The sequence below is a fragment of the Pontibacter beigongshangensis genome, assembly GCF_014332515.1.
In the GTDB taxonomy this organism is placed as follows: Bacteria; Bacteroidota; Bacteroidia; order Cytophagales; family Hymenobacteraceae; genus Pontibacter; species Pontibacter beigongshangensis.
Map to the genome: position 1 here is coordinate 105,078 of NZ_VFSD01000006.1, position 22,972 is coordinate 128,049.

Genomic DNA, 22,972 nt, shown 5'->3' on the forward strand with positions numbered 1-22,972 from the left:
TTTATTATCGGGTAAACCTCACAGTTTCCTTTCAGACCCGTGAGTGTTTGAGCGCTAAAGCATCAGAAGTAGCTTTGGAGGGGCAATTTCATTGGAATAATTCAGATGCCAGAGGTTGCTGCTCTTACCTCCCCACCTTTCTGACTCAGATCAGCTTTCCTTTTCCTGCCCCATCAGTTCCAGCAGCTCCGAGAAGGTAGCCAGGAGTTCCTGGTGATCGCCATCGGGGTACACGCTTTCGCAGCGCTTCAGGAATACCTCTTTTTCCTGAAGCGTGTGCAGGTCGGCTTCCTGCTCCACCTGCTGGTGCAGGGTCTGGCGCTGCGACTGAATGACAGGGGGGCGGTGGATGAGCATTTCGATCTCCGGCTTTAGCTTCAGAACCTCCTCCAGTTGCTGGTTCAGGTCGGGGAGGGGCGTATCGAGTTCTACCTGCACCTCGGCCCAGGCGGTAAGGGAGTATTCGCTGTTATCGTACACGGCCAGCTGCTGTTTCACCTTCTCTAGCGCGCCTTTAATCCGGATCAGTTTGCGGCTGCAGGGCACCTCCAGCTCCAGCAGGTTTGCCAGTTTACCATGTTCAAAATCAAGGATATAGACCAGTTTTCTGTCTGTGACCTCGCTGAAGCTGAGCGGAATAGGGGAGCCGGAGTAGCGGATGTGATGGGTTTTGTTTACCTGCTGCGGCCGGTGCAGGTGCCCGAGGGCCACGTAGTCGAACTCTTTCGGGAACTGATCCGCGCCAATCTGGCCCAGGTTGCCCACATGTATTTCTTTCTCGCTTTCGGAGGCGGTACCGCCGGCTGCAAACAGGTGGCCCATGGCTACCACCGGCACCTGCTGCTCCTTGTAAGGCTGCAGGTGAGGCACAAAAGCCTGGTAATGGGCGGCAATGCCCTGTTTAATGCGCTGCTCCCGCTCTTCGTAGGTCTCGCCGGCCACCGACAGCCGCACATCGCGGTCGCGCAGGAAAGGCACTGCGCACACCACCAGCTGCAGCTTGCCGTTAGTGTCGTGCAGCTCGATCAGCTCGTCCAGCAGGTTTTCGGTGGCACCGCCTATTACTTTGATGTGCAGGCAGTCGAGCAGTTCTTTGGGCGCGTTGAGGGTGGAGACGGAGTCGTGGTTGCCGCCTGTGATGATGACGTGGCGGCAGCAGGTGGAGCAGATTTTGGTCAGGAAACCGTAGTATTGCTTCAGCGCGGTGTTGGAGGGGGCGCCCGTATCGAACACATCGCCGGATATGAGCAGCACCTCTACCTGCTCCTGCTCGATGGTCTGCAGCAGCCAGTCCAGAAAGCATTGGTGTTCTTCTGTGCGTTCGAGGTTAACGAGTCGCTGGCCAAGATGCCAGTCGGAGGTGTGTAATATGCGCATGATCCCGGGTTCCTTTCTCCAATACAACTCCAAGATACAGCAGCAGGACGGAACATGGCAAGCGAAGCCCGTAAAAATTAGTTTTTTGTTTTGTTAATTGCGCCTGCACCTCTAGAGAATTGCGCCTGCTCCATCAAAATAAAACAGATGGACACTCCAAAAATGCAGCGATCGGCAAGCAGCAATTAACAATCAAACCAATTATTCTAATGAAAATGGCCCTCCGGAGCTACTGCTACTGTTTCTGCGGCGGCTCAATAACCGGCAAGCCGGCTTCTTTCAGCTCTTTAAAGCCGCCGATGTTGTAAACCTTTTTAAAACCGGCTTCCTCCATTAGTTTGGCAGCTTTGCCGCTGCGGTTGCCGGTGGCGCAATAGAGGTAGTAGGTTTTAGACTTGTCCCAGTTTTGCATCCGGCTATGAAGCTCCCCGCTCAGGAAGTCGGCGTTTTGGGCTTCCTTGAGGTGTCCTTCCTCAAACTCAGCAGGAGTCCGAACATCAACCAACACAGCATTTTTCTTTTTCGCATGGCTTTCTTTATATGTTTGGGCTGATATCCGTGTAGTTGTAGCCACGGCCGGGTTCTGCTGCTGCGGCGGAGGCGAGCACGACAGCACGATCACCAGAAAACTTATCAGCAATAATCTCATAGAAACAAAGTAGCAGATCTGGGTTCTGAATAAATGCTTTGCCTGGATCTTTTTATAACACAATACCTTAAGCCTGTTCTCTGCCACCCCTCCGGATGATAAAAAAGGATAGCTTCACCCTCTCACTCACTCATTCAAAATTCAAAGTCAACCTCCCGGATAAAACCGGACATCCACGGGCGAGTCGAAAGCGAGGTTCAGCGATTCGGAGGCGTTGCCCTTGTTTATGCCGATGCAGAGCTGGTCCAGGCTGTTGTAGATGCAGCAGGTATCGCCCTCGTCGGCCTGGTTGTAGTTGGCCAGAATTTTGGCGATGGTCTCACGTCCGAAATGGATGGTGTAGGTACGGCCGTGGGAGATGGTCTCGATGCTGTCGCGGGTAATGTTGGTGACCAGGTTGCCGTACTGATCCACGTGTATAACATGGCCTGTAATGGAGTGGTCGTTGAGGCGGAGCTGCCGGTTGAGCAGGTGCCTGAAATTAAAGGTAGGCTCTCCCAGCACCTCTATGTCGCCGCCTTTGGCCAGAAAAACGGCAGCAGGAGCCAGCAGCTCTTTTGCCGGGAACGAGTAAACCTGGCCATGCGTAGCTATTTCCACCACTTTGTCGGGTTTGTCGTCGGTCAGGAGCGAGAGCAGGCCATTGTCGGCCATCAGGAAGTAATGCCCCTTGTAGGAGGCGGCATGGTAGCGCACCTGCTTGCTGCCGTGCGTGTCAACGCCCACCAGGTGCACCGTTCCCTGCGGAAATTCGTGGTATACTGAGCCCAGCACGTACTCTGCCTGCGGTATATTGTAGGGTTCCACGGCATGCGAAATATCCACGATCTGCGCCTGGGCATCGTGGGTGAGAATTCTGGCTTTTACAGCCGCCACGTAGTGGTCAGCGTATCCAAAATCGGAGGTGAACGTAATTACCGCCATATCACGAACTATAATTTGAGCAGATTTGTATTTATTATGTGACAAATTTATTTAATTTAAGCAAAAAATTACCATCGAACTATTTTTAAAAGGAAGCATTTGGTAGAGAAAGTAATAACGCTGGAGAACATCTCCCTTGTAGACTTCCTGGGGACAGGAAATCAAAACATAAAACAGCTTGCCGCCGCATTCCCAAGCAGCAAGATCATTTCCCGCGGGAACGAGATAAAAATTCAGGGTCAGACCCCCGAGATCATTAAAATTCACGACATCCTTTCTTCTCTTATCGATCATTACCACAAGTTTGGTAAGCTTACGCAGAATAGCGTGAACAGATACCTTTCTACTGACCCTTTGTTGGATGATGAAGAAGTAATTACCGCACCAGACGTGATCGTGTATGGCGTAAAGGGCGGTATGATCAAGGCGAAGACCCCTAACCAGCAGAAACTGGTAGATGCCGTAGCCAAAAACGACCTGGTGTTTGCCCTGGGGCCTGCCGGTACCGGCAAAACCTATATCTCGGTGGCCATGGCGGTGCGGGCCCTCAAGAACAAGGAGGTTAAGAAAATTATTATTTCGAGGCCCGTGGTAGAAGCAGGCGAAAGCCTCGGCTTTTTGCCCGGCGACATGAAGGACAAGGTAGACCCCTACCTGCGCCCGATCTACGATGCACTCGAAGACATGATTCCCATTGAGAAGCTCAAATATTACCAGGAGAACAAGATCATCGAGATTGCTCCCCTGGCGTATATGCGCGGCCGAACGCTGAACAATGCCTTTGTGCTGCTCGATGAGGCGCAGAACACCACGCCTGCCCAGATCAAGATGTTCCTGACGCGGATGGGGCCAACAGCCAAGGTGCTGGTAAACGGCGACCGCTCTCAGATAGACCTCCCGCGCAACCAGCGTTCCGGGCTGATGGAGGCCCTGCATATTCTGAAGGACATCAATGGCATCGGCTTCGTGGAGATGACTGCGGAAGACGTAGTGCGCCACCGCCTGGTACGCGACATTGTGAATGCCTACACCAAGCTGGATGAAGAAAGGCGGGCCGCTAAAGAAGAGGAACTGGCGCCGGATGGAGAGCAGCCGCGAGGTTACGGACGACGCAAAACGTTTGAGACTGTTTCTTAGAACTAATGCTAAAGTTGCAGCATTGTACTTTTGTATTTATCAAAAGGCTCCCCGCAAAGGGAGCCTTTTTTGTAGAGAGGAGCAGGTGCAGCAGGAGCCGTAATAGGGTCAGGAGGGGCGGTTTGATTAGAATAATCGGGGCAGGAGGGTAGCCAGAGAATCTGTAATTTTAAGTCAGGAAAAGCAACCCAGACCATCGGTCTTGTTCGTATAATTGTTTTTCAAGCCAGCGATATATTGCCTGTCATACATAGTAGAAAAAATTTATGCTCAAACAAAAGGTAGAGGCGTCTGAAGCAATAACTGATGTCATCAGAATAGAAAATGAAAAGGATCTGCGCCTGGCAATGGGGGTGAGGCAACAGGTCTTTGTGCAGGAACAGGGAGTGCCTGCAGAGGCCGAATATGATTTATTTGAAGACAGCGCCGTGCATTACCTGGTAACCTCCGCAGGCGTTCCGGTGGGTGCGGCCCGCTGGCGCCTGACAGCCAAGGGAGTTAAGCTGGAGCGGTTTGCCGTGCTGGCAGCTTATAGAAACAAAGGTATTGGCGAGAAACTGCTGGCCGCAGTTGTGCGGGATGTACAGGCCCGGCACCCGGAAAATAAAATCTACCTGCATGCGCAACTGCCTGCCGTGCGGTTCTACAGCCGCCACGGCTTCTTGCCGGAGGGCGAAAAGTTTAGCGAGTGCGACATCGAACACTATAAAATGTACTACAAAGGCCAATGAAGCTGCCCTGGGCACCATACCCGTTTGTGCGTATCACGCTATGTTTCATAGCAGGCATTCTGATTTATATTTCTACAGGCAAGGAATTCAGGCATAGCCAGGAGTTCCTTCTTCTTTTTATGGCAGTCTTTGTGCTGGCCTGGCTGGTGAGCAGATACCTTAAAACGGCGCGTGCCACGGCAGTAGCCGGCACACTGGGGCTGCTCTGTTTTGTAGCAGGCGGCACCTGGCTCACGCACGCGCACACCGCTTCGCACCGGCCCGACCATCTGCTGCAGCTGCCAGCCCAGCCTTCTGCTTACGTAGGCGTGGTAGATGATTTTGTGGTGCAGAAACCAGGCTACCAAAGCACAGTGCTCCGGGTGGAGCAGGTCCGAACTGCTAGCGGATGGCACCAGGTAACAGCCAACGTACAGCTATCGGTGCCACATGATTCTGAGAACAAATACGAGGTGCGGTATGGTGACAGGCTCCTCATACGGGGTGCTCCACAGGGCGTGCCACCACCAGCCAACCCCAACCAGTTCGATTACCGGCAGTACCTGGCCAACAAGAACATTTACCACCGGCATTTCCTGCAGCCACAACAGTACCGGGTACTCGGCTCCGAACCTGCAAACCTGGTGAAATTCTACAGCATTATGCTGCGCCGGAAACTGGATGCGCTTCTGCAGGAGTCGATACAGGAGCGGCGGGAATATGGCATCTCAGCAGCCCTGATCCTGGGTGTTAAAGATGATATGGACAATGCGATCCGCTCTGCTTATGCCAGCACCGGCACCATGCATGTGCTGGCGGTGTCGGGGCTGCATGTCGGCATGATTTACCTGCCTTTGTCGCTCCTGTTTAAGCATTTTCGGCGGAATAAAAGCCAGCGTATTCTGGGGGCTGCGGCCATTGTTGCCGTGCTGGTACTGTATGCTTTTCTGACGGGGCTTTCGCCCTCCGTGCTGCGCGCAGTGCTCATGTTCTCGCTCGTAACCGTGGCACAGGCTATGCGGCGCAAAACGAACAGTTACAACACGCTGGCTATCGCTGCCTTCGTACTCCTGGTTCTAAATCCGTATTATTTGGTGGAGGTAGGGTTCCAACTCTCGTTTCTGGCGGTATTGGGTATTGTATACCTGCAACCCAGGTTATCAAGGCTGTTTGATTTTTCCGGCTTACAGCCACAGTCTTTTAATCTTAAAGAAACCACGAAAGCTCCCTGGCTGATAGCTAAAAATATGGTCTTTGGTATGCCACAGGCAGTATGGGGGCTATTTACCGTGTCGGTGGCGGCACAGCTGGCCACTTCCCCGCTCGGAATTTTCTATTTCTACCAATTTCCGGTTTATTTCTGGTTTGCAAACCTGCTTGTCGTGCCGCTGGCCATGCTGGTGCTGTATGTGGGGGTGGCGGCCTTGTTTCTTTCGTGGGTGCCGCTACTGGGCGGGGCCTTGTTCCGGCTGCATTCTGGGCTGATCTGGTGCATGAATGAGTTTAACTTATGGGTGGAGCGGCTGCCAAATGCCGTTGTACAGGGTATCGACATAAATGCGCTGCAGACCTGGCTGCTTTATGGCATCCTGCTGCTATTATTCTTTTTCATGGCCTACAGGCGTCTCAGTTACCTTGCCTTAGCTGTATTGGTTACGGCGGTGCTGGCCTTTCAGCAGATGCAGAAAAGCAGCCAGCAATTCCGGCAAAAGCGGCTCGCTGTTTATAACCTGCGCGGCAACACGGCCTTTTCGCTTGTACATGGAAAGGAGGCGGCCGTTGTAAGCAATGCTGCGCTGCACCAGGCTGCGCCAGACTTCACATTCAATATGCAGCCGCACCTGTGGCAGCAAGGGGTCCTGAAGCCCGATTTCATTCAAATAAATTCATCAGTACGCCCGGCGGGAGCAGCTTACGCTTTACTGCCCGACAGCAACAGCATGTATCAGTGGCAGGGCTTGCGCCTGCTGGTACTCACCAAGCCGCTGAAGGTGCAGCCACCGGAACTGCTAAACCCCGATTTTGTGCTGCTTACTAATAATGCCCGTGTTGTGCCGGAGGACCTGCAGGCACTTCAGTTCAAAAAACTTATTCTCGATGCTTCGAACAGCCCCTGGTACCTGGAGCGCCTGAAACCTCAGCTGCTTGCCCTCCGGATTCCTTTTCATGATGTAAATGTGGACGGCGCTTTTTTGCTAGATATGGAGTAGCCTTGCTATTCGTTTAACTCCCAGGCGCAGGGAACAGAAAAGGCCTCCGGAGGGGCATTTTCATTTGAATAATTTGGTGATTAGTGGTTAACGCCGTAGGCTGAGCCGTTCAATAACTGAATAATTGGAGTGCATTAAAAGTCCCGCCTCCTGCCCCTTGTGTCCGTTTACTTAAATGCCTTACCTTTGTACCTGTACAAGCAGCAATTACCATGAGCAACATGACTCCTTTAAGCGAACTAGGCGAATTTGGCTTAATCAAACTGATAAAAGATAAAGTAACCATTCAGCAGGGCTCTACCATCAAAGGCATCGGTGACGATGCCGCCGTGCTGGAGCCAACCGAAAGGCAAGTGGTTGTGTCGAGCGATATGCTGTTGGAAGGGGTGCATTTCGACCTGATGTTCTGTCCGCTGAAGCACCTGGGTTATAAGGCTGTGGCCGTGAATGTGTCGGATATCGCCGCCATGAATGCCAGGCCGACCCAGATAACAGTGAACATCGCCTTGGGCGCCAAGTTTACGGTAGAGGCGGTGGAGGAACTCTACGAAGGCATCCGGCTGGCCTGCGAAAACTACAAAGTAGACCTGGTCGGCGGCGACACCACTTCTTCCAGAACAGGACTGGTGATTAGCGTGACGGCCATTGGTGAAGTAGCAAAAGGCGAGGCGGTTTTACGCAGCGGTGCTAAAGAAAATGACCTGATCTGCGTGACCGGCGACCTGGGTGCGGCCTACCTGGGCCTTCAGATTCTGGAGCGCGAAAAGCAGGCCTTCCTGGCCAACCCCGACATGCAGCCTGAACTCGAGGAAAGGCAGTACATAATCGGCCGACAGCTACGCCCCGAAGCCCGCATGGACGTGGTGTATGACCTGAAGGAGCGGGGCATAAAGCCTACCGCTATGATCGATGTGTCGGATGGGCTGGCCTCAGAGCTGTTTCATATCTGTGCCCAATCGGGGGTGGGAGCCACTATTTACAAAGATAACCTGCCCGTAGATGAGCAGGCACTGGAGGCGGCCATGGAGTTTAAGCTCGACCCGATCACTTGCATCCTGAACGGTGGGGAAGATTACGAACTGCTCTTTACGGTGCCGCTGGCAGACTACGACAAAGTGAAGAACCACCCGGATATTTCCATCATCGGGAAAATTACGGCAAAGGGCGACGGTATTAACCTGGCAAACAAGCACGGGCAGTCGTTCCCGTTGCAGGCCCAAGGCTGGAAGCACTTTTAGGCGCTTCGCGCTCAATTAAAAATTCAAAATTAGAAATGTAAAAATACGAGATATGGCATTCCTTCTGGGGGCAACGTACGCTATAATCGGTTATCAGAGGGTACTCACTAGCCTTTCAGACAGCAGGAAATCAGCAACACCTCCTACATCACTTTTAATTTCTAATTTTGAATTTTTAATTCAGGCGAAGCCTATTACCGGTACTGGCAGAGGTAAGAAGTAGGTGCCGCTACCCGTACTTTGAAAGAAACATGAGCCGGCACTTCAAATTTCTGGCCCTGGCCAAACACCTGCCACTCCTGCGCGCCGGGTAACAGCACAGTCAGTTCACCTTCTACTATCAGCACGGTTTCATGCTCGGAGGTGCCAAACTCAAATTCACCTTTGTCCATTACGCCAACGGTAGACCTGCCGGCCTCCGTGTTATAGCCCAGCGACTTTACAGCACCATCAAAATATTCGTTTACCTTAATCATGTGATCTTGTTGGTTTGGTTGATTCAGGCTGCTAAGTAAGGGTTTTTTTAGCATCAACTCCAAACAACTTTTTGCGGGCTTACAACTTTACGCGTTGCCTGGTACGCGCTGATTTATAGATGGCCTCCACTATCCGGATATCGCGCATACCTTCTTCGCCTGGCACCAGCATGGGCTTGTTCTGCATAATCGAGAGAGCGTCGTTGTCCATCTGGTTGGCCTGCTGCCAGGGCACTTCATAGGTGTGGTGTATTTCGCCTAATGGGCTGCTGCCTTTTATGCCGCCGTAACTCTGGAATGGGTCCAGTTTTATGTCTCCTTTCTGGCAGGAGATGTTCAGGTAGTTGATGCTCTCGCCGAAGCTGGTTTTAATGTTGGCCATCACGCCGCCCGGAAACTCCAGAATGGCCGTCGTGGTCTCGTCGAGGCCGTCTTTATAGATTTCGGGCCGGGTAGTGGAGGTTTCGGCCGATACCACGGCAATCGGTTCCATGTTGGTGCCAAGACGGGCTCCTTGAATAGAATACACCCCCATGTCGTAGAGCGCGCCTCCGCCCATCTCCTTTTTCTGTTTCCAGTGGTCGGTGCGCCGGTCGCGGTAGCCGGCTCCGCAGGTTACCTGCTGCACATTTCCGAGCAGCTTCTCCTTTACAAGGCGCTGAAACTCCTGCGTGTTCGGCTCGTGCTGCATGCGGTAGCCAATGGCCAGCGACTTTTTGTTTTTGTTGCAGGCATCAATCATTGTTTTACACTCCTGGGCCGTCATGGCCATGGGTTTTTCGCACCAGGCATGCTTGCCCGCGTTGGCTGCCCGCACCACATACTCGCGGTGCATCGACGGCGGCAGCACCACATACACCACATCAATGTCGGGGTTGTTGGCTATCTGGTCAAAGTTGTCGTAGTTGTAGATGTTCTTATCGGGGATGTTGTATTTCTGTTTCCAGGCTTCGGCTTTGGCAGGTGTGCCGGTTACGATTCCGGCCAGGTAACAATGTTTGGTCTGCTGCAGGGCCGGGGCGAGCAGATCGGTGCTGTAGTGGCCGAGGCCCACGAGCGCCACGCCAAGCTGGGTTTTCTGTGGCCGCGTGGCAGAAAGAAGCGTATGGGGCGAGAATAAGACGGCGGCACTGCCCAAGGCCAGGCTCTTCAGGAGGTTTCTGCGGGAAAAACTGGTCATAGATTCCGGAAATTAATGGTTGATAGGACAGGTTAACTCAACGTTATACTTTCTATTGTTGCATTCTGTTGTAGAAGAAGCGGCGGCACCCGTAAAAATACTTGTTTCATGGCCCATGCTCCACTAACCGATTAGCCCGGGCGCAGGTCCACTGTCCGCAAAAGGAGCAGGATGTGTTGCCCTTTGCCATCTTGTTTCCGCTCGTGCCAAGCCAGCTCCGGAAGGCCATTTTGATTCGAATAATTGCTGCGAGATCCTTTATGACCTGCATTCTGTCTTTCTCAGGCCTGCACGGGCAGCTTTACTCCGGCAAGCGCTTCTATGATGTACTCAGCTATCGAAGCCTGGTGCTTGCTGCGGATGGTATCCTCGTTAACAACAAAGCCAGGGGCAGCCGGGTCAGCATCTATCGAATATTCCCCGCCATCTCCCTTAATCGATTCCATGGTCTTAGCGCCTGTTTTCTGCAGTAGTGCTCTGGCCCGCAGATCCAGCGCAGTCCAGACAAGTTTTTCGGCTTCAGACCTTGCCCTCATTTTTTCAGAGTGATTTTTCTGCGCCTCCGCCCGTACCGTTTCCGGGTCCAGTTCATTCACCTCGCAAATCTGCTTAAATATGGCCAGACCTTTATTTTGCTGATTTTCCATTGTTGGTAAAGTTTTTTAAAGTTCTTACGAAAGACCCGGCAGAAAGTCAGCTGAGACCTGCTTATGATCAGGAAATCACCTGTTTAAAGCCACGGCAGCAATTTGGTTCTGTAGCCTGAAGTTGTGGCCAACAACCGTTTATACCACAGTTTTGTTAGTGCTTTTTTTAGATTTAGCGGCGCTTTAAATTAGATTTAATGAAGATGTCCCTTGGTATGATAGTATAAAAAGAAGATTATGGCACGCCAATTGCAAATGCTCCGCTATATAGCAAATAAGTTTTTCAACTTAATGAATGATGTTATGAAAAAGGTCACCTTAATAATGAGTATGATGCTGATGGTAGCCATCGCAGGTACCAGTGATGTACAGGCTCAGGAAAAGAAAAAGTGGAGCCCCCAGGCAAAAGGTGCTGTAATAGGTGCCGGCACCGGCGCTGCGGCGGGTGCTGTTATCCATAAAAGAAACCGCGTGGTGGGTGGTGTTGTAGGTGGTGTGGTTGGCGGCGGCGCCGGGTATGCCATTGGCAAGCACATCGACAATAAAAATAAGGAAAAAGAAGCAGAGGCCGCCCGCATAGCCGCTGCCAACCGAGCCGCCGCCGATAGGGCTGCTGCAGAAAGAGCCAGGTCAAACAGGGCCGAAACCAGCCGGGCTGTGGCCACCAGCAAACCTGCCGCTCCAGCCAAAAATGTTTATACAAGCCAGGCCTATGCTGCTGCCCCAGCACAAGGGGAGTTCGAAATGGCCAATTTCACTTCTGTGTATGATGCTAATGGCAATATTGTGCCAAACATGCTAAGTGCAGCGTACCTGCCTAACCCAAACTATGGCGATCGCACCAAGCCTTATGCTAGCTCGGAGTACAGAAGGAAAAGCTGGTAAGCAGAAGTTTTACTATAGCGTTAGCCCAGGCGCGTGCGCCTGGGTTTTTGCATAGAGGCAGCTGCCGCCTTTCAATTAAGGTAGTAATCCTGCCTATTCTCAACTAACAACGTAATGTTATGAAATCAATACTCTATAGTTTCGTTATAGCCCTCGTTTTTGTATCCTGCTCCGGCAAAGAAGAAGCGGTGAATGTGCAGGCGCTGAACCAGCAGTTTATCAGCGCCTGGAATAATAAAGATGCCTCGGGTTTGGACGCCATGCTGGCAGATGATGTGCACTTTCTGCAGGGAGAGGTGCACTACCGGGGCAAGGCAGAAGTTGCGCAGCAGTGGGTGCGGGAAACAATTGGCACCATCACCGACCTGAAGACCAATGTCGTTAGCTCCGGAACCGATAGCCAGCTTGCCTACGAAGGAGGCACTTACTCTGTGGATGTACTACCTGCCGGACCAGATCAGCCTTATGGTATCGGGGAAGGGAATTATATCCTGCTCTGGAAAAAAGGAGCTGATGGCGCATGGAAACTCAGCTATGCCCAACTGGAAGGGCTGCCGGTGCAGGTTAAAAATCAATAAAGACACCTTGAACAGGAGAAAACGCATGGCACCAAAGGCATAGAAACATCTATGCAGGAGCGTCTACAACAGCAAAGGCCGGCATAATTGCCGGCCTTTGCTGTTGTAGACGCTCCTGTATGTGGCAGATACAAACGGCTACCGGTTAGGAAGAGAGTAACGAGGCAGGCTGCAGATGAATTATTCAAATAAAAATGCCCCTCCAGAGCTTATTCCTGCTGCACGATGCCGGTAATGCAAGACTACTTGGCTTCCTGCCGGCGTCCTGATTTTGATAGGCGCTGCCAGATTTCATTTATCTTGTTGCCGGTGCTGCTGAGGCCGCTGTGGTGCCAGTCGCCCTCTTTCAGGTCATAATCGAAGGTGAGTTGCTGGCCAACTCTGCTGGAGTCGCGGGAGAAGAACTCGATGTTTTCGGTGTACTTGCCATTACGGGTGGTGTAGGTGCCGCCGCCGGTACCAAAGAATCCTGCCGTTTCGGAGTTGAAGGCGATCCATTGGAACCTGTTGCCCGCCAGCATCTTAATAGTTTTGCGCGGGCCGGGGGTAATGGTGCCCATCTGGCCTTCCTTTGTTTCGCGGCCGTTGATGCGCCAGGCCCCTGTCAGCGGTGTCTGGTCGTTTCCAGCCGGAATTTTCTCCCAGGTTTCGGTGGTTCCCGCTCCTGAATTTTGCTGCAAACTGTTTTTTTGCAGCTTATACGAACTGGTAACGGTGTTGCCAACAGCGGTGGAGTCGAGGGTGTTGAATTCGAATTTTTCTATCAGCCTGCCATTCTCTACGGTATAGGTGCCGCCATAAGTGCCCTTGAAATTTTTCTGTTCCTTGTCGTAAATGGCCACCGAGAAGAAGCCGTCTGCCACCAGTTTTACCGCTGTTTCGCCGGCTGTAGCCTTGCCGTTGTTGCCTGTGCGATTGCTAAGTTTCCAGGCTCCCTCCAGTGCTGTGGCCGCTTTAGTGGACTGCTGTGTCGTGAGCAGGTTGTCTGGTGTTGCTACGGTTTCTTTTTCAGGCATGGTAAAGCCCATCAGCAGGACCAGGCACAGGCATAGCATCTTTTTAACGGGCATTCGTCTATAGGTTCTCATAAGAATATTTCAATTGGCTTTTAAGTACAACGAAACGAATACATTGAAGTTCGCTTATAGTACTGGTTTGCAACGATCTGTGTTGCCGCAGAACACGGCTGGGAAGACCGCCTGTCGAATTATTTAAATGAAACAGGGCCCCACGACCCTCTGATGCTGCTCCTGCCTGTAGACCCGTTAACAGTATGAGACGGCTTTTTGAGCTGGAGATTACCCGTGCCACCAGTGCGGGCGGCATAAGAATTAATATCTTTATTTTGCTATTTCTATTAACTGTTGGTAATATTATACATTGTTAATCTAAAAAGCTTTTTTTAAGACTTTGCTATGAAAAGAATATTTGTAATTGCTGTAGCTTCGGCTGTTTTCTATTCCTGCTCTACCCAAACCGAAAAGCAGGAAACAGAAGAGACAGCGGTGGCCGAATCGGAAACGCTCACGCCGACACTCACCAAAGTTTGGGAAACGGACAGTGTGATGACAACAGCTGAATCGACGCTGTACGACAAAGACTCCAAAATAATCTATGTCAGCAATATCAGTGGCAATTCGTCAGAGAAAGACGGGGTGGGGTTTATCTCTACCATGAAATCGGATGGTGCAATAACTGAGCATAAGTGGGTAACCGGCCTGAATGCCCCCAAAGGAATGGCACTAATGGGCGGCAAACTGTTTGTGACCGATATAGATGAGTTGGTTGAGATTGATGTAGCCAGCAGAAAAATAACCAAGCGCTACCCCGTGCAGGATGCTGTATTCCTGAACGATGCGGCTACAGACGGAAAAGTGGTTTATTTCTCTGATTCCAGAACAGGCAAGGTGCATTCGCTTGAGAACGGCACGGTGACGCTGGTGGCCGAGGGGCTGGAGAATATTAACGGACTCGCCTTTAACGACGAAGGACAACTGTTTCTGTTAGATGGAAAAGGGCTCCACCGCTACATAATGGCCGATGAAAACACCGAGACGCTGAACGAAGCCGTAACCGGCGGAGACGGTCTGGTGATTCTGGACGACAGCACCTTTATTGCCAGCCGCTGGGATGGCGAGGTTTATTTAATCCGCAACGGAAAAGAGCACCTCCTGCTCGACACCAAAGACCAGGGAGCCAACACAGCCGACATAGATTATATAGCAGACGAGCAACTGGTGCTGGTCCCTACCTTCCGAAACAACAAGGTGGTGGCCTATAAGCTCAGATACTAAGGTACTGCTAAAAGCTGAACAGCACTTTTGCTGCACAGGGGCTACCTAAGCGGAGGCAGCTGTTTACTAATTTTGCTCCAACAGGGCAGGCTATCTTGAGCCTGCCCTGTTGGCTTTTAGGCCTGTGAGTATAGGTATTCAATTCAAAGCAAAGGTGTTATTGAGAAGATGTCAGATAAAAGACTTCAGCCTTCCTTCTCGGATCCGGGAGCAATTATTCGAATGAATAAGGCCCTCCGGAGGATTTTTGGCATGTATGGCGCTAGATGCTTTTTGCCTGGACCTTTCTATAGGGTTCTACCCCAAAGATTTACAGGATTCTCAGGATTAGTGCAGCATAAGAGGTGCCGCAGCCTTCCAAAATTTCTAATTTGGCGTAGCCCCTAAGCGTAGCCTCGCTGAGATTGTTTTCAGCTGAAAACTGTACACGCTGTCGTACACCCGAAAAAAGACAAGTATTTCTTTAAGGCTGCCTGGTCATCCGTTTTCAAATTTTCACATCTTCAAGTGTCCAAATCGGGAAATCTTCAAATTAAAAAACTTCGTGCCATTTCCCGGTTTCGGCATATTCTTTAATCACCTGGTTTCTTTTCCTCAGCAGCCGGGTCATGTAGTGCTCCAGTAGAAGCTTGTCGGCCAGCGACCCTAACAGGCCTAAGGGGGAGGTGAAGTCGAAGATGTCGGTCATGCGGGTGCCGCCTGCCACCTGCTCGAACAGGTGCTGGTGCCGGAAACTTTTAAAAATGCCGCTGACCATTTCATCGGCGAAATAATAAGGCCTGTTGTAGGCTGTGATTTTACTTGTCAGGGTTTGCCAGATGCCAAAATGCCGTGCCCGCCAGGTTACGGTTTCGTGCAGCCCGATCAGGCCTGTGGTTACGCCAGCTATGGCACGCTCCCCTGTGTGCCTGGTAGAGATAACGTGCAGCTCAATGCTTCTGGAAAGGTCGAAGCAGATTTCAATAGGGGCGTTTACTATAAATTGCTGGGTAATGAGGGGCATCGTCGGTTTAAAGGTTACGGGCTGGTGAACCGAGCAGGTAGTGGCCGTTTTTGTGCAAATATACTACATAAACTCTTGTTCCGAACCCTGGCATGGCACCTTCCACCTATAGCTTCCTCTCCAAAGTAAAAAAAGAAATTATAAATTTTATGAATATTCGTCCGGATACTATTTTTGCTAATAAAAATTAAATTCATATATTCACAAGTTCCTAGCAAATGTTTGTTCAAGATAGAGCATGATATCAGCAGATTATGAAGGTTAAAATCTCCTGTTCTTTCGGAAGCCTGGTGGCAGCGGTTTTGGCGGTGCATGCCGCTTTTGCGCAGTCTGCCGCACCCGACACAGCTTTTTTAAGTCCGGCAAAGGCGCAGGCCCTGGCGGTGTACCGGCAGGCGGTGGGGGAGCAGTCGCATCTCTTTAATGGGCCGGCGTATATCAACCACAGCAAGCACTACTTCAGAGATCACCAGTTTTTCATAACAGATTCGCTTTCGGAAGGGGCTGCTTTTTACGACGGGGCCTGGCACACCGGGGTTCCTTTGCTCTACGACCTCATAACAGACGAGGTGATAACGGCCAATCAAGGTGCCCTGCAAAAGCTGCTGCCTGAGAAACTGACTTCCTTTTCTATAAAAGGTCACACCTTTGTGCACTTGCCGAAAGACAGCCTGGCAAATACGCCACTCCAGCCTGGCATGTATGAGCTGCTGTACAGCCAAACTACAAAAGTATATGCCAAACGCTCCAAGCAGCCGCAGGAACTGGTGGAAAAAGGGCAAATGACCGGCTTTTATGTACCGGTAAACAAATATTATATCCTGAAAGACGGCCGCTACCACCCGGTAGGCAGCCAAAGCGCTGTGCTGAAAGTGTTTAAAGACGAGAAGAAGCCGCTGAAAAAGCACCTGAACGCTCAGAAACTACGGTTCAGCAAGCAAAAAGAGGCAGCCATAATAGAAGCTGCTACATTTTATGATGCGCAGCAGCTATAGCATGCAGGGCCTGCCACGCAATTATTCTAATGAAAACGGCCCTCCCGAGGTAAATGTAGCTGCTGCTGTACCTCTGGTCGCTCAATTATTCTAATAAAAACAACCCTCCGGAGGCAAAAGCTGCTGCTGATGCACCTCCGGTTTTTAGTAAGCAAAACACTTTTTTTAGAAGATACTACTTTCTGAAACGCTACATGAGGCAATTCTACAGAGGCATTTTACTGCTCCTACTTACAGCTATCAGCTGCCTTCCGCACGCCTTTGCCCAGGAGGCGAAGCAGCCGCCAGTAAGTGTAAGCCTGAACCAGCAGCCATTCCCGGAGTTTGTCAGGGCAGTAGAGGCTGCCACAGACTACCGCTTTTTCTACAACCCTGCCTATTTAGACAGCCTGACAGTGACGGTGCAGGTGAAGGATAAGCCGCTGGAAACGGTGCTGGAGCAGGTGCTTGGGAACACAGCCTTTAAATTTGCGATCGATGCCCAGAATAAGGTGTACATCACCAAAGGGAAGCAGATACAGGTGAACCTGCCGGAAGGCTTCTTCGAAATACAAACAGGAACCACGGAGAAACGGCCAGTGTTGGCGTCAGACTTTATGCCTGCTGATGTGGGGAGCAGACGAAGGGCATCTTCTGAACTAAAACTTTATGAGGTCGGCGTCAGATCAGCTAAAGCGGCTGGTAAAGCAACTCTGTCGGGGCGCCTGCACAATGCCGCCACCGGAGAGCCTGTGATTGGGGTGTCGGTGTACCTGGAGTCTCCCATGATCGGCACCGTGTCGGATCAGGATGGGTTCTACACGCTCAGTTTGCCGGTGGGCCGCCATCAACTGATCATAAAAGGGATGGGCATGCAAGCCACCAAACGCCAGATACTGCTCCACTCCGACGGCAAGTTAGACATAGCCCTGGAAGAAGATGCCCGAATGCTGAAGGAGGTGCTGGTGGAGGCCGACAAAGACAAAAACGTAACGGGCCTGCAGATGGGGGTGGAGAAACTCGATATCAGAACCATCAAACAGGTACCGACTGCCTTCGGCGAATCCGATATTCTGCGGGTGGTGCTTACCTTGCCCGGTGTGAAATCAGTGGGAGAGGGCAGTACTGGTATGAATGTGCGGGGCGGGTCCACCGACCAGAACCTGATTCTCTTTAACGGTGCCACTATTTACAACCCCTCGCATTTGTTCGGTTTCTTCTCGGCTTTTAACCCCGATATTGTTCAGTCGGCCGAGTTGTTTAAAAGCGCTATTCCGGCTCGCTATGGCGGGCGGCTGGCTTCTGTGCTCGAAATTAAAACACGCGAAGGAAACAAGAAGAAACTGGCAGGCGCTGGTGGCATCGGGCTATTAACGAGCCGGCTCACCCTGGAAGGGCCTATCGTATCAGACAAAACATCCTTTATTATAGGAGGCCGAAGCACCTACTCCAACTGGCTGCTCCGGCAGTTGCCCAGCGATTCTTTTAACAGCAGCACCGCCTCTTTTTATGATGTAAATGCACACATAAGCCACGAGATCGATGAAAAGAACAGCCTCAGCGTGACCGGCTATACCAGCAAAGACGCCTTCCGGCTCAGCGCCGATACCTTGTACCGGTTCTCAAATCATAATGCCAGCGTTAAGTGGAACCGCACCTTTGACGAAAAGCTGTTTGGGGAGTTTACAGGAGCCTTCAGCCATTACGGCTACGGCATTACCAGCAACAAAAACCCTGAGAATGCTTTTGAGCTGGACTTTGGCATGAACCAGGGCAATGTGCAGGCAGACTTTACGTATTTCCCGAATCCGAAGCGAACAATCAATTTTGGCATCAACTCCATTCTATACAGTGTCTCTCCAGGCAGCTTTATGCCGAACAGCCCAGAATCGTTGGTAGCTCCCGATAAGCTGCAGAACGAGAAGGCATTGGAAACAGCCATTTACCTGTCGGAGAAGTTTGATCTCACCGATCGTCTTTCGGTGGAGGCAGGACTCCGTTATTCGCTTTATAATGCCCTGGGGCCGAGGAGGGTGCTGAGCTACGCCACCGATGCGCCCCGAACAGAAACTACCGTGCAGGACACTGCCTACTACAAAGCCGGCGATCCGTTTGCCACTTACCATGGCCCGGAGTACCGGCTCTCAGCCCGCTACGGGCTGTCAGATAATTCGTCGGTAAAACTGAGCTATAACCGGCTGCGGCAGTACATCCACATGCTCTCCAACACCGTGTCTATGTCGCCTACAGATGTCTGGAAGCTGAGCGACTCCAATATACGGCCGCAGGTGGGCAACCAGGTGGCATTGGGCTATTACCAGAATTTCAGAGCGAACACGCTGGAGCTGTCGGTAGAGGGCTATTACAAAACCATGCGCGACTTTCTGGATTATAAAAGCGGAGCTTCCCTTTTTATGAACCACCACATAGAAACCGACGTGGTAAACGCGCAGGGCAAAGCCTACGGCGCCGAAGTGATGCTGAAAAAACTGTCGGGCAGGCTCAACGGCTGGATCAGCTATACCTACTCCCGCACCCTGATCCGGGTAAACACCTCGGCAACGGCCGAGGTGATCAACAACGGCGCCTACTACCCGAGCAATTTCGACAAGCCGCACGATTTTACCCTGATCAGCAACTACCAGTTCAGCAAGCGCATCAGCACCTCGTTTAACTTCACCTACAGCACCGGCCGGCCCATTACGCTGCCCATAGCCAGATACCAGTACGGCAACAGCCAGCGCGTACTTTATTCCGACCGCAACGCTTACCGCGTGCCAGACTATTACCGCGCCGACATCGCCATTAACCTGGAAGGAAACCACCGCATCCAGAAACTGGCCCACAGCTCCTGGACACTGGCCGTTTATAACCTGACCGGGCGTAAAAATCCTTACTCTGTTTTCTTTAAAGCAGAAGAGGGTGAGATCAGAGGGTACCAGCTCTCTATTTTCGGCCAGCCTATCCCGACTTTAACCTATAACTTTAAATTTTAAGCCGCATGAATATTCAGCTTCGCACGCCTGTTCTCTGGCTCTTCCTGCTGCTGCTTGGCAGCTGCATCGATCCGTTTCAGCCGGAGGTGGTAGAGCGGCCAAATAATTACCTGGTAGTAGATGGCTATATTAACAGCGGCGGCGAACTGACCACCTTCCGGCTATCGCGCACCCAGAACCTGACGGAGAAAGGGGAGCCTGCTGCAGAATCAGGTGCCACGGTAGTGGTAGAAGAGGAGGGAGGCGCAGGGTATGCGTTGCCGGAGCTAACGGCAGGTGTGTATGCTGCCAGGCTTCAGTCGCTAAACCCGGAGCGGCAGTACCGACTTTACATTAAAACAACTAACGGCCGGGAATATGCCTCCGACTTTGTACCCGCTACGCCTACACCCCAGATAGATGAGGTGGCCTGGCAGGCAGAGAGCGATGGCCTGCTGATAACCGTCAGCACGCACGACGATCAGAACAACACCGGCTATTACCGCTGGGAGTACGAAGAAACCTGGGAGTTTACAGCAGCGGAGAAAGCCACCGTGGAAATAGTAAACGGCCAGGTTCGGGACATTACGCCTGAGAGCGAAAATATTTATACCTGCTGGAGAACGGAGCCGTCTACCACTATTCGTTTGGGTACTACTACAAAAAATGCCAGTGATATTCTCCGCAATTTCCCAGTTCATAAAATCGCGTCAGATTCAGATAAGCTGCGCATCGGGTACAGCATTCTGGTGAGGCAGTTTGCACAGACCCGTGCGGCATACGAGTACTGGGAAAACCTGAAGCGAAACACAGAAGACATCGGGAGCCTTTTCGACCCGCTGCCATCGCAGCTCACAGGTAATATCCAAAGTCTTTCGGAGCCGGACGAACTGGTGATAGGATTTGTGAGTGCTAATTCTGCAACAGAGAAGCGGATGTTTGTGAGTAAATCGGAGCTGCCGAAAAACTGGCAGGCGCCCCGCCTTCTCTGCGTGGCAGATTCGACTAATCTGCCAGTAAATGGCGCCGTAGAAAAAATGAAAAACGAAAAATATTATGTGTTGAAAAAGCGAATTTTGGGCGAAGGCAATGTGCTGTTGGGCTATCAGGCCAAGTTCAGAGGCTGTGTGGATTGCAGAGAATACGGCACCAATGTAAGGCCTGAATTCTGGCCGCAGTAATTTCTAACCTGATAACCATGAAGGCGAATTTAATCTCTCAAATAATAGCACGCGCAAGTAAACCTGTCAGCCGTCACTCTCTGAAGTTAATCAGGTGCCTGCTCTTTCTTGTTGCCTTTTGTGCTACAGGTAGCAGGACGGTTGGCCAGGGGGCGAACCCGCTTACAAGCATCGTCAGCAGTTTCGACAAGCACCGAAAAGAGATAATGCAGGAAAAGCTGTTCCTGCACATCGATAGGCCGTCGTATGTAAGCGGAGAAACCATGTGGCTTAAGCTTTACAACCTGGACGGGACGCTGCACCAGCCCCTGGACCTGAGCAAAGTTGCGTACGTGGAAGTGCTTGATACTGCCAACCAACCGGTGCTGCAGGCAAAAATAGCCCTTAGAGAGGGTATAGGGCATGGTTCTTTTGTGCTTCCTCTCACACTTGCCTCCGGCAACTACAACGTGCGGGCGTACACAAGCTGGATGAAGAACTTTAGCCCGGATTTCTATTTCGAGCAGCCTGTAACCATCGTAAATACGTTTACTAACCTTGGCTTAAAACCAGTTAAAGACACAGCGGCTTTTGCCCTGCAGTTTTTCCCGGAAGGCGGCCACCTGGTAAGCGGCGTAGAAAGTAAGGTCGCTTTTAAGGCAGTAGACCAAAAGACTGGAAAGGGCCTAAACTGCGAGGGAGAGGTGGTAAACCAGGAAGGAGAAGTAGTAGCCCGGTTCCGGACACTGAAATTTGGCATGGGGAGCTTTTTGTTTACGCCAGCCGATAACCAGACGTACACAGCCCTTGTTAAGATGCCGTTAAGGGGGGCGATGCTTACACAAGCCTTACCTGCAGCCAGCGCGCATGGTTACGCGGTTCAGGTAGAAGACGCATCTGCCACAGACCTTAAGGTAACGGTGCAGGCTACCAGCCAGCAGGCGGAGCCGGTGTATCTGTTGGGCCATGCCCGGCAAATGATAGCCGTAGCGGAGGCAGGAATGCTTGCCGGCGGTAAGGCCAGCTTTACGGTAAAGAAAGCTGCGCTGGCAGATGGAATAACACACTTTACTGCATTTAATGCGTTGAAGAAGCCGGTAAGTGAGCGTCTGTATTTTAAAAGGCCGGCCACCAAACTCGAAATAGAAGCAAAGGCTGAAAAAAGTTACTTCAACACACGCGATAAAGTGACGCTGGAGCTCCTGACCACAGCCGGTGCCGGAAAAGCAACACCAGCCAATCTTTCCATGGCAGTTTACCGCTTGGATCAGTTGCCAACCGTTGCTACGCCAGCCGATATCAGCAGTTTTATCTGGCTCACCTCCGACCTGAAAGGAACGATCGAGAACCCGGCCTACTACCTGACCGCAACAGGCCCGGAGGCTGACGAAGCACTCGACAACCTGATGCTGACACATGGCTGGAGCCGTTTCCGCTGGGAAGATGTGCTGGCAGATAAAACGCCTGCCTTTGCGTTTGCACCTGAATACGACGGACATTTTATCCGGGGCAAGGTGACGCATAAAGTTACGGATGGCCCTGCCCCAGGAGTTACCGCCTACCTGGCTGCTCCTGGCCGGCACGTGCGCCATTATAATGCCACGAGCTCCGCCGATGGCACCATACAGTTTGAGGTAAAAGACTTTTTTGGCCCTAAAGAAATTGTGGTGCAAACCAATACCTTGCACGACAGCAGCTACCAGCTACAGGTGCTGAGTCCTTTTTCGGAGCAGTACAGTTTTACAAAGCTCCCTGCCTTTGCCGTTTCAGCACGCCAGGAGCAGGAACTGGTGCAACGGCACTTGGAGGTGCAGGTGCAGCAGGCTTTTTACGAGGACAAACAGCACATTTTCCGCACCCCAGGAGTAGATAGCACCGCTTTCTTCGGTACTCCGGCTGAGCGTTATCTGCTGGATGATTACACACGTTTTAAGCAGCTGGAGGAGGTGCTGCACGAATACGTGACCGCCGTGCGGGCCCGTAAACGCAGAGGCGACTATCACCTTACCGTGCTGGACCGGCCGGGCAACACCATTTTTGCCGATAACCCGCTGGTGCTGCTCGATGGCGTTCCGGTATTTGATATGAACAAGGCAATGGCCATCGACCCGCTTAAACTACAAAAGCTGGAGGTGGTGGCTGAAAAGTATTTTCATGGCCCCATGGTGTATAAAGGTATCGTGAGCCTCTCTACCTACCAGGGCGACCTGGAAGGTTTTCAGCTGGACCCGCGCTCGCTGCTGCTCGAATATGAAGGCCTGCAGCTGCAGCGGGAGTTTTATGCGCCAGCTTATGCCTCCGAACCTGAACAGCGGAGCCGCCTGGCAGACCAGCGCAAACTGCTGCACTGGGCTCCAGACATTGCAACAGGTGAAAACGGGAAGGCAACGCTTGAGTTCTCTACATCAGATCAGGCAGGAACTTACCTGGTAGTGCTGCAGGGTATATCGAAAGCGGGACTGGCAGGAAGCAAAATATTTTCAATAGAGGTAAAGCAACCGTTATAGGAGGCAACTGAAGCCACAGATCTTTTTATGCCCGCTGTGCTGGTTAGC

The 22,972-nt window shown here is 51.7% G+C and carries 19 protein-coding genes; 11 read left to right on the plus strand and 8 right to left on the minus strand.

Translation table 11 applies throughout. The annotated features are described in order from the left end of the window. Positions 1-150 precede the first annotated feature (150 nt). The 3 genes from FJM74_RS07245 to FJM74_RS07255 all read right to left on the minus strand — a co-directional run bounded on the left by FJM74_RS07245 (position 151) and on the right by FJM74_RS07255 (position 2,950). Positions 151-1,377 (minus strand): exonuclease SbcCD subunit D C-terminal domain-containing protein, encoded by a 1,227-nt coding sequence (locus tag FJM74_RS07245; RefSeq protein WP_187261922.1) that lies wholly within the window; start codon positions 1,375-1,377, stop codon positions 151-153. A 235-nt stretch (positions 1,378-1,612) separates the two neighbouring features. Then, positions 1,613-2,026, minus strand: a complete 414-nt coding sequence (locus FJM74_RS07250; RefSeq protein WP_187261923.1) for a rhodanese-like domain-containing protein — start codon at positions 2,024-2,026, stop codon at positions 1,613-1,615. A 147-nt stretch (positions 2,027-2,173) separates the two neighbouring features. Continuing rightward, positions 2,174-2,950, minus strand: coding sequence for an SAM hydrolase/SAM-dependent halogenase family protein (locus FJM74_RS07255; protein ID WP_187261924.1), 777 nt, complete (start codon positions 2,948-2,950; stop codon positions 2,174-2,176). Between the two features lie 99 nt (positions 2,951-3,049). On the opposite strand from FJM74_RS07255, the gene FJM74_RS07260 reads away from it, so the two are divergent. From FJM74_RS07260 to thiL, 4 genes are all read left to right on the plus strand, one after another. Continuing rightward, on the plus strand, positions 3,050-4,087 hold the full coding sequence (locus FJM74_RS07260; protein ID WP_187261925.1) for a PhoH family protein: 1,038 nt from the start codon (positions 3,050-3,052) through the stop codon (positions 4,085-4,087). 266 nt (positions 4,088-4,353) lie between these two features. Further along, the gene (locus FJM74_RS07265; RefSeq protein WP_187261926.1) at positions 4,354-4,818 is read left to right on the plus strand and encodes a GNAT family N-acetyltransferase; all 465 of its coding nucleotides are present in this window, start codon (positions 4,354-4,356) and stop codon (positions 4,816-4,818) included. After that, the gene (locus FJM74_RS07270) at positions 4,815-7,007 is read left to right on the plus strand and encodes a ComEC/Rec2 family competence protein (RefSeq protein ID WP_187261927.1); all 2,193 of its coding nucleotides are present in this window, start codon (positions 4,815-4,817) and stop codon (positions 7,005-7,007) included. Before FJM74_RS07265 ends, FJM74_RS07270 begins: the two co-directional genes overlap by 4 nt. A 212-nt stretch (positions 7,008-7,219) precedes the next feature. Further along, complete coding sequence (thiL, locus tag FJM74_RS07275) at positions 7,220-8,245, plus strand: thiamine-phosphate kinase (RefSeq protein ID WP_187261928.1); 1,026 nt, start codon at positions 7,220-7,222, stop codon at positions 8,243-8,245. 194 nt (positions 8,246-8,439) lie between these two features. Here the strand turns inward: thiL and ppnP are convergent, their stop codons facing one another. From ppnP to FJM74_RS07290, 3 genes are all read right to left on the minus strand, one after another. Beyond that, complete coding sequence (gene ppnP, locus FJM74_RS07280) at positions 8,440-8,721, minus strand: pyrimidine/purine nucleoside phosphorylase (RefSeq protein ID WP_187261929.1); 282 nt, start codon at positions 8,719-8,721, stop codon at positions 8,440-8,442. Between the two features lie 79 nt (positions 8,722-8,800). Then, positions 8,801-9,901, minus strand: coding sequence for a Gfo/Idh/MocA family protein (locus tag FJM74_RS07285; RefSeq protein WP_187261930.1), 1,101 nt, complete (start codon positions 9,899-9,901; stop codon positions 8,801-8,803). 281 nt (positions 9,902-10,182) lie between these two features. Then, positions 10,183-10,548: a hypothetical protein gene (locus FJM74_RS07290; RefSeq protein WP_187261931.1), complete on the minus strand. Its 366-nt coding sequence runs from the start codon at positions 10,546-10,548 to the stop codon at positions 10,183-10,185. A 303-nt stretch (positions 10,549-10,851) separates the two neighbouring features. Here FJM74_RS07290 and FJM74_RS07295 point away from each other — a divergent pair, with 303 nt between their 5' ends. Together FJM74_RS07295 and FJM74_RS07300 are read left to right on the plus strand one after the other, a co-directional pair. After that, positions 10,852-11,433, plus strand: coding sequence for a YMGG-like glycine zipper-containing protein (locus tag FJM74_RS07295; protein ID WP_187261932.1), 582 nt, complete (start codon positions 10,852-10,854; stop codon positions 11,431-11,433). Positions 11,434-11,552: 119 nt separating this feature from the next. After that, the gene (locus FJM74_RS07300) at positions 11,553-12,011 is read left to right on the plus strand and encodes a YybH family protein (protein WP_187261933.1); all 459 of its coding nucleotides are present in this window, start codon (positions 11,553-11,555) and stop codon (positions 12,009-12,011) included. Between the two features lie 242 nt (positions 12,012-12,253). Here FJM74_RS07300 and FJM74_RS07305 read toward each other — a convergent pair whose 3' ends face one another. After that, positions 12,254-13,081: a membrane or secreted protein gene (locus FJM74_RS07305; RefSeq protein WP_241738984.1), complete on the minus strand. Its 828-nt coding sequence runs from the start codon at positions 13,079-13,081 to the stop codon at positions 12,254-12,256. Positions 13,082-13,426: 345 nt separating this feature from the next. Between FJM74_RS07305 and FJM74_RS07310 the strand changes: the two genes are divergently transcribed. Next, positions 13,427-14,305, plus strand: a complete 879-nt coding sequence (locus FJM74_RS07310) for an SMP-30/gluconolactonase/LRE family protein (protein ID WP_187261934.1) — start codon at positions 13,427-13,429, stop codon at positions 14,303-14,305. 532 nt (positions 14,306-14,837) lie between these two features. Here the strand turns inward: FJM74_RS07310 and FJM74_RS07315 are convergent. Next, complete coding sequence (locus FJM74_RS07315; RefSeq protein ID WP_187261935.1) at positions 14,838-15,308, minus strand: SRPBCC family protein; 471 nt, start codon at positions 15,306-15,308, stop codon at positions 14,838-14,840. Between the two features lie 254 nt (positions 15,309-15,562). On the opposite strand from FJM74_RS07315, the gene FJM74_RS07320 reads away from it, so the two are divergent. The 4 genes from FJM74_RS07320 to FJM74_RS07335 all read left to right on the plus strand — a co-directional run bounded on the left by FJM74_RS07320 (position 15,563) and on the right by FJM74_RS07335 (position 22,924). Next, positions 15,563-16,303, plus strand: coding sequence for a hypothetical protein (locus FJM74_RS07320; RefSeq protein ID WP_187261936.1), 741 nt, complete (start codon positions 15,563-15,565; stop codon positions 16,301-16,303). A gap of 194 nt (positions 16,304-16,497) precedes the next feature. Continuing rightward, complete coding sequence (locus FJM74_RS07325; RefSeq protein ID WP_187261937.1) at positions 16,498-19,278, plus strand: TonB-dependent receptor; 2,781 nt, start codon at positions 16,498-16,500, stop codon at positions 19,276-19,278. A 5-nt stretch (positions 19,279-19,283) separates the two neighbouring features. Next, on the plus strand, positions 19,284-20,438 hold the full coding sequence (locus tag FJM74_RS07330) for a DUF4249 domain-containing protein (protein ID WP_187261938.1): 1,155 nt from the start codon (positions 19,284-19,286) through the stop codon (positions 20,436-20,438). Between the two features lie 17 nt (positions 20,439-20,455). After that, complete coding sequence (locus FJM74_RS07335; RefSeq protein WP_187261939.1) at positions 20,456-22,924, plus strand: hypothetical protein; 2,469 nt, start codon at positions 20,456-20,458, stop codon at positions 22,922-22,924. The last annotated feature ends 48 nt before the right edge of the window (positions 22,925-22,972 follow it).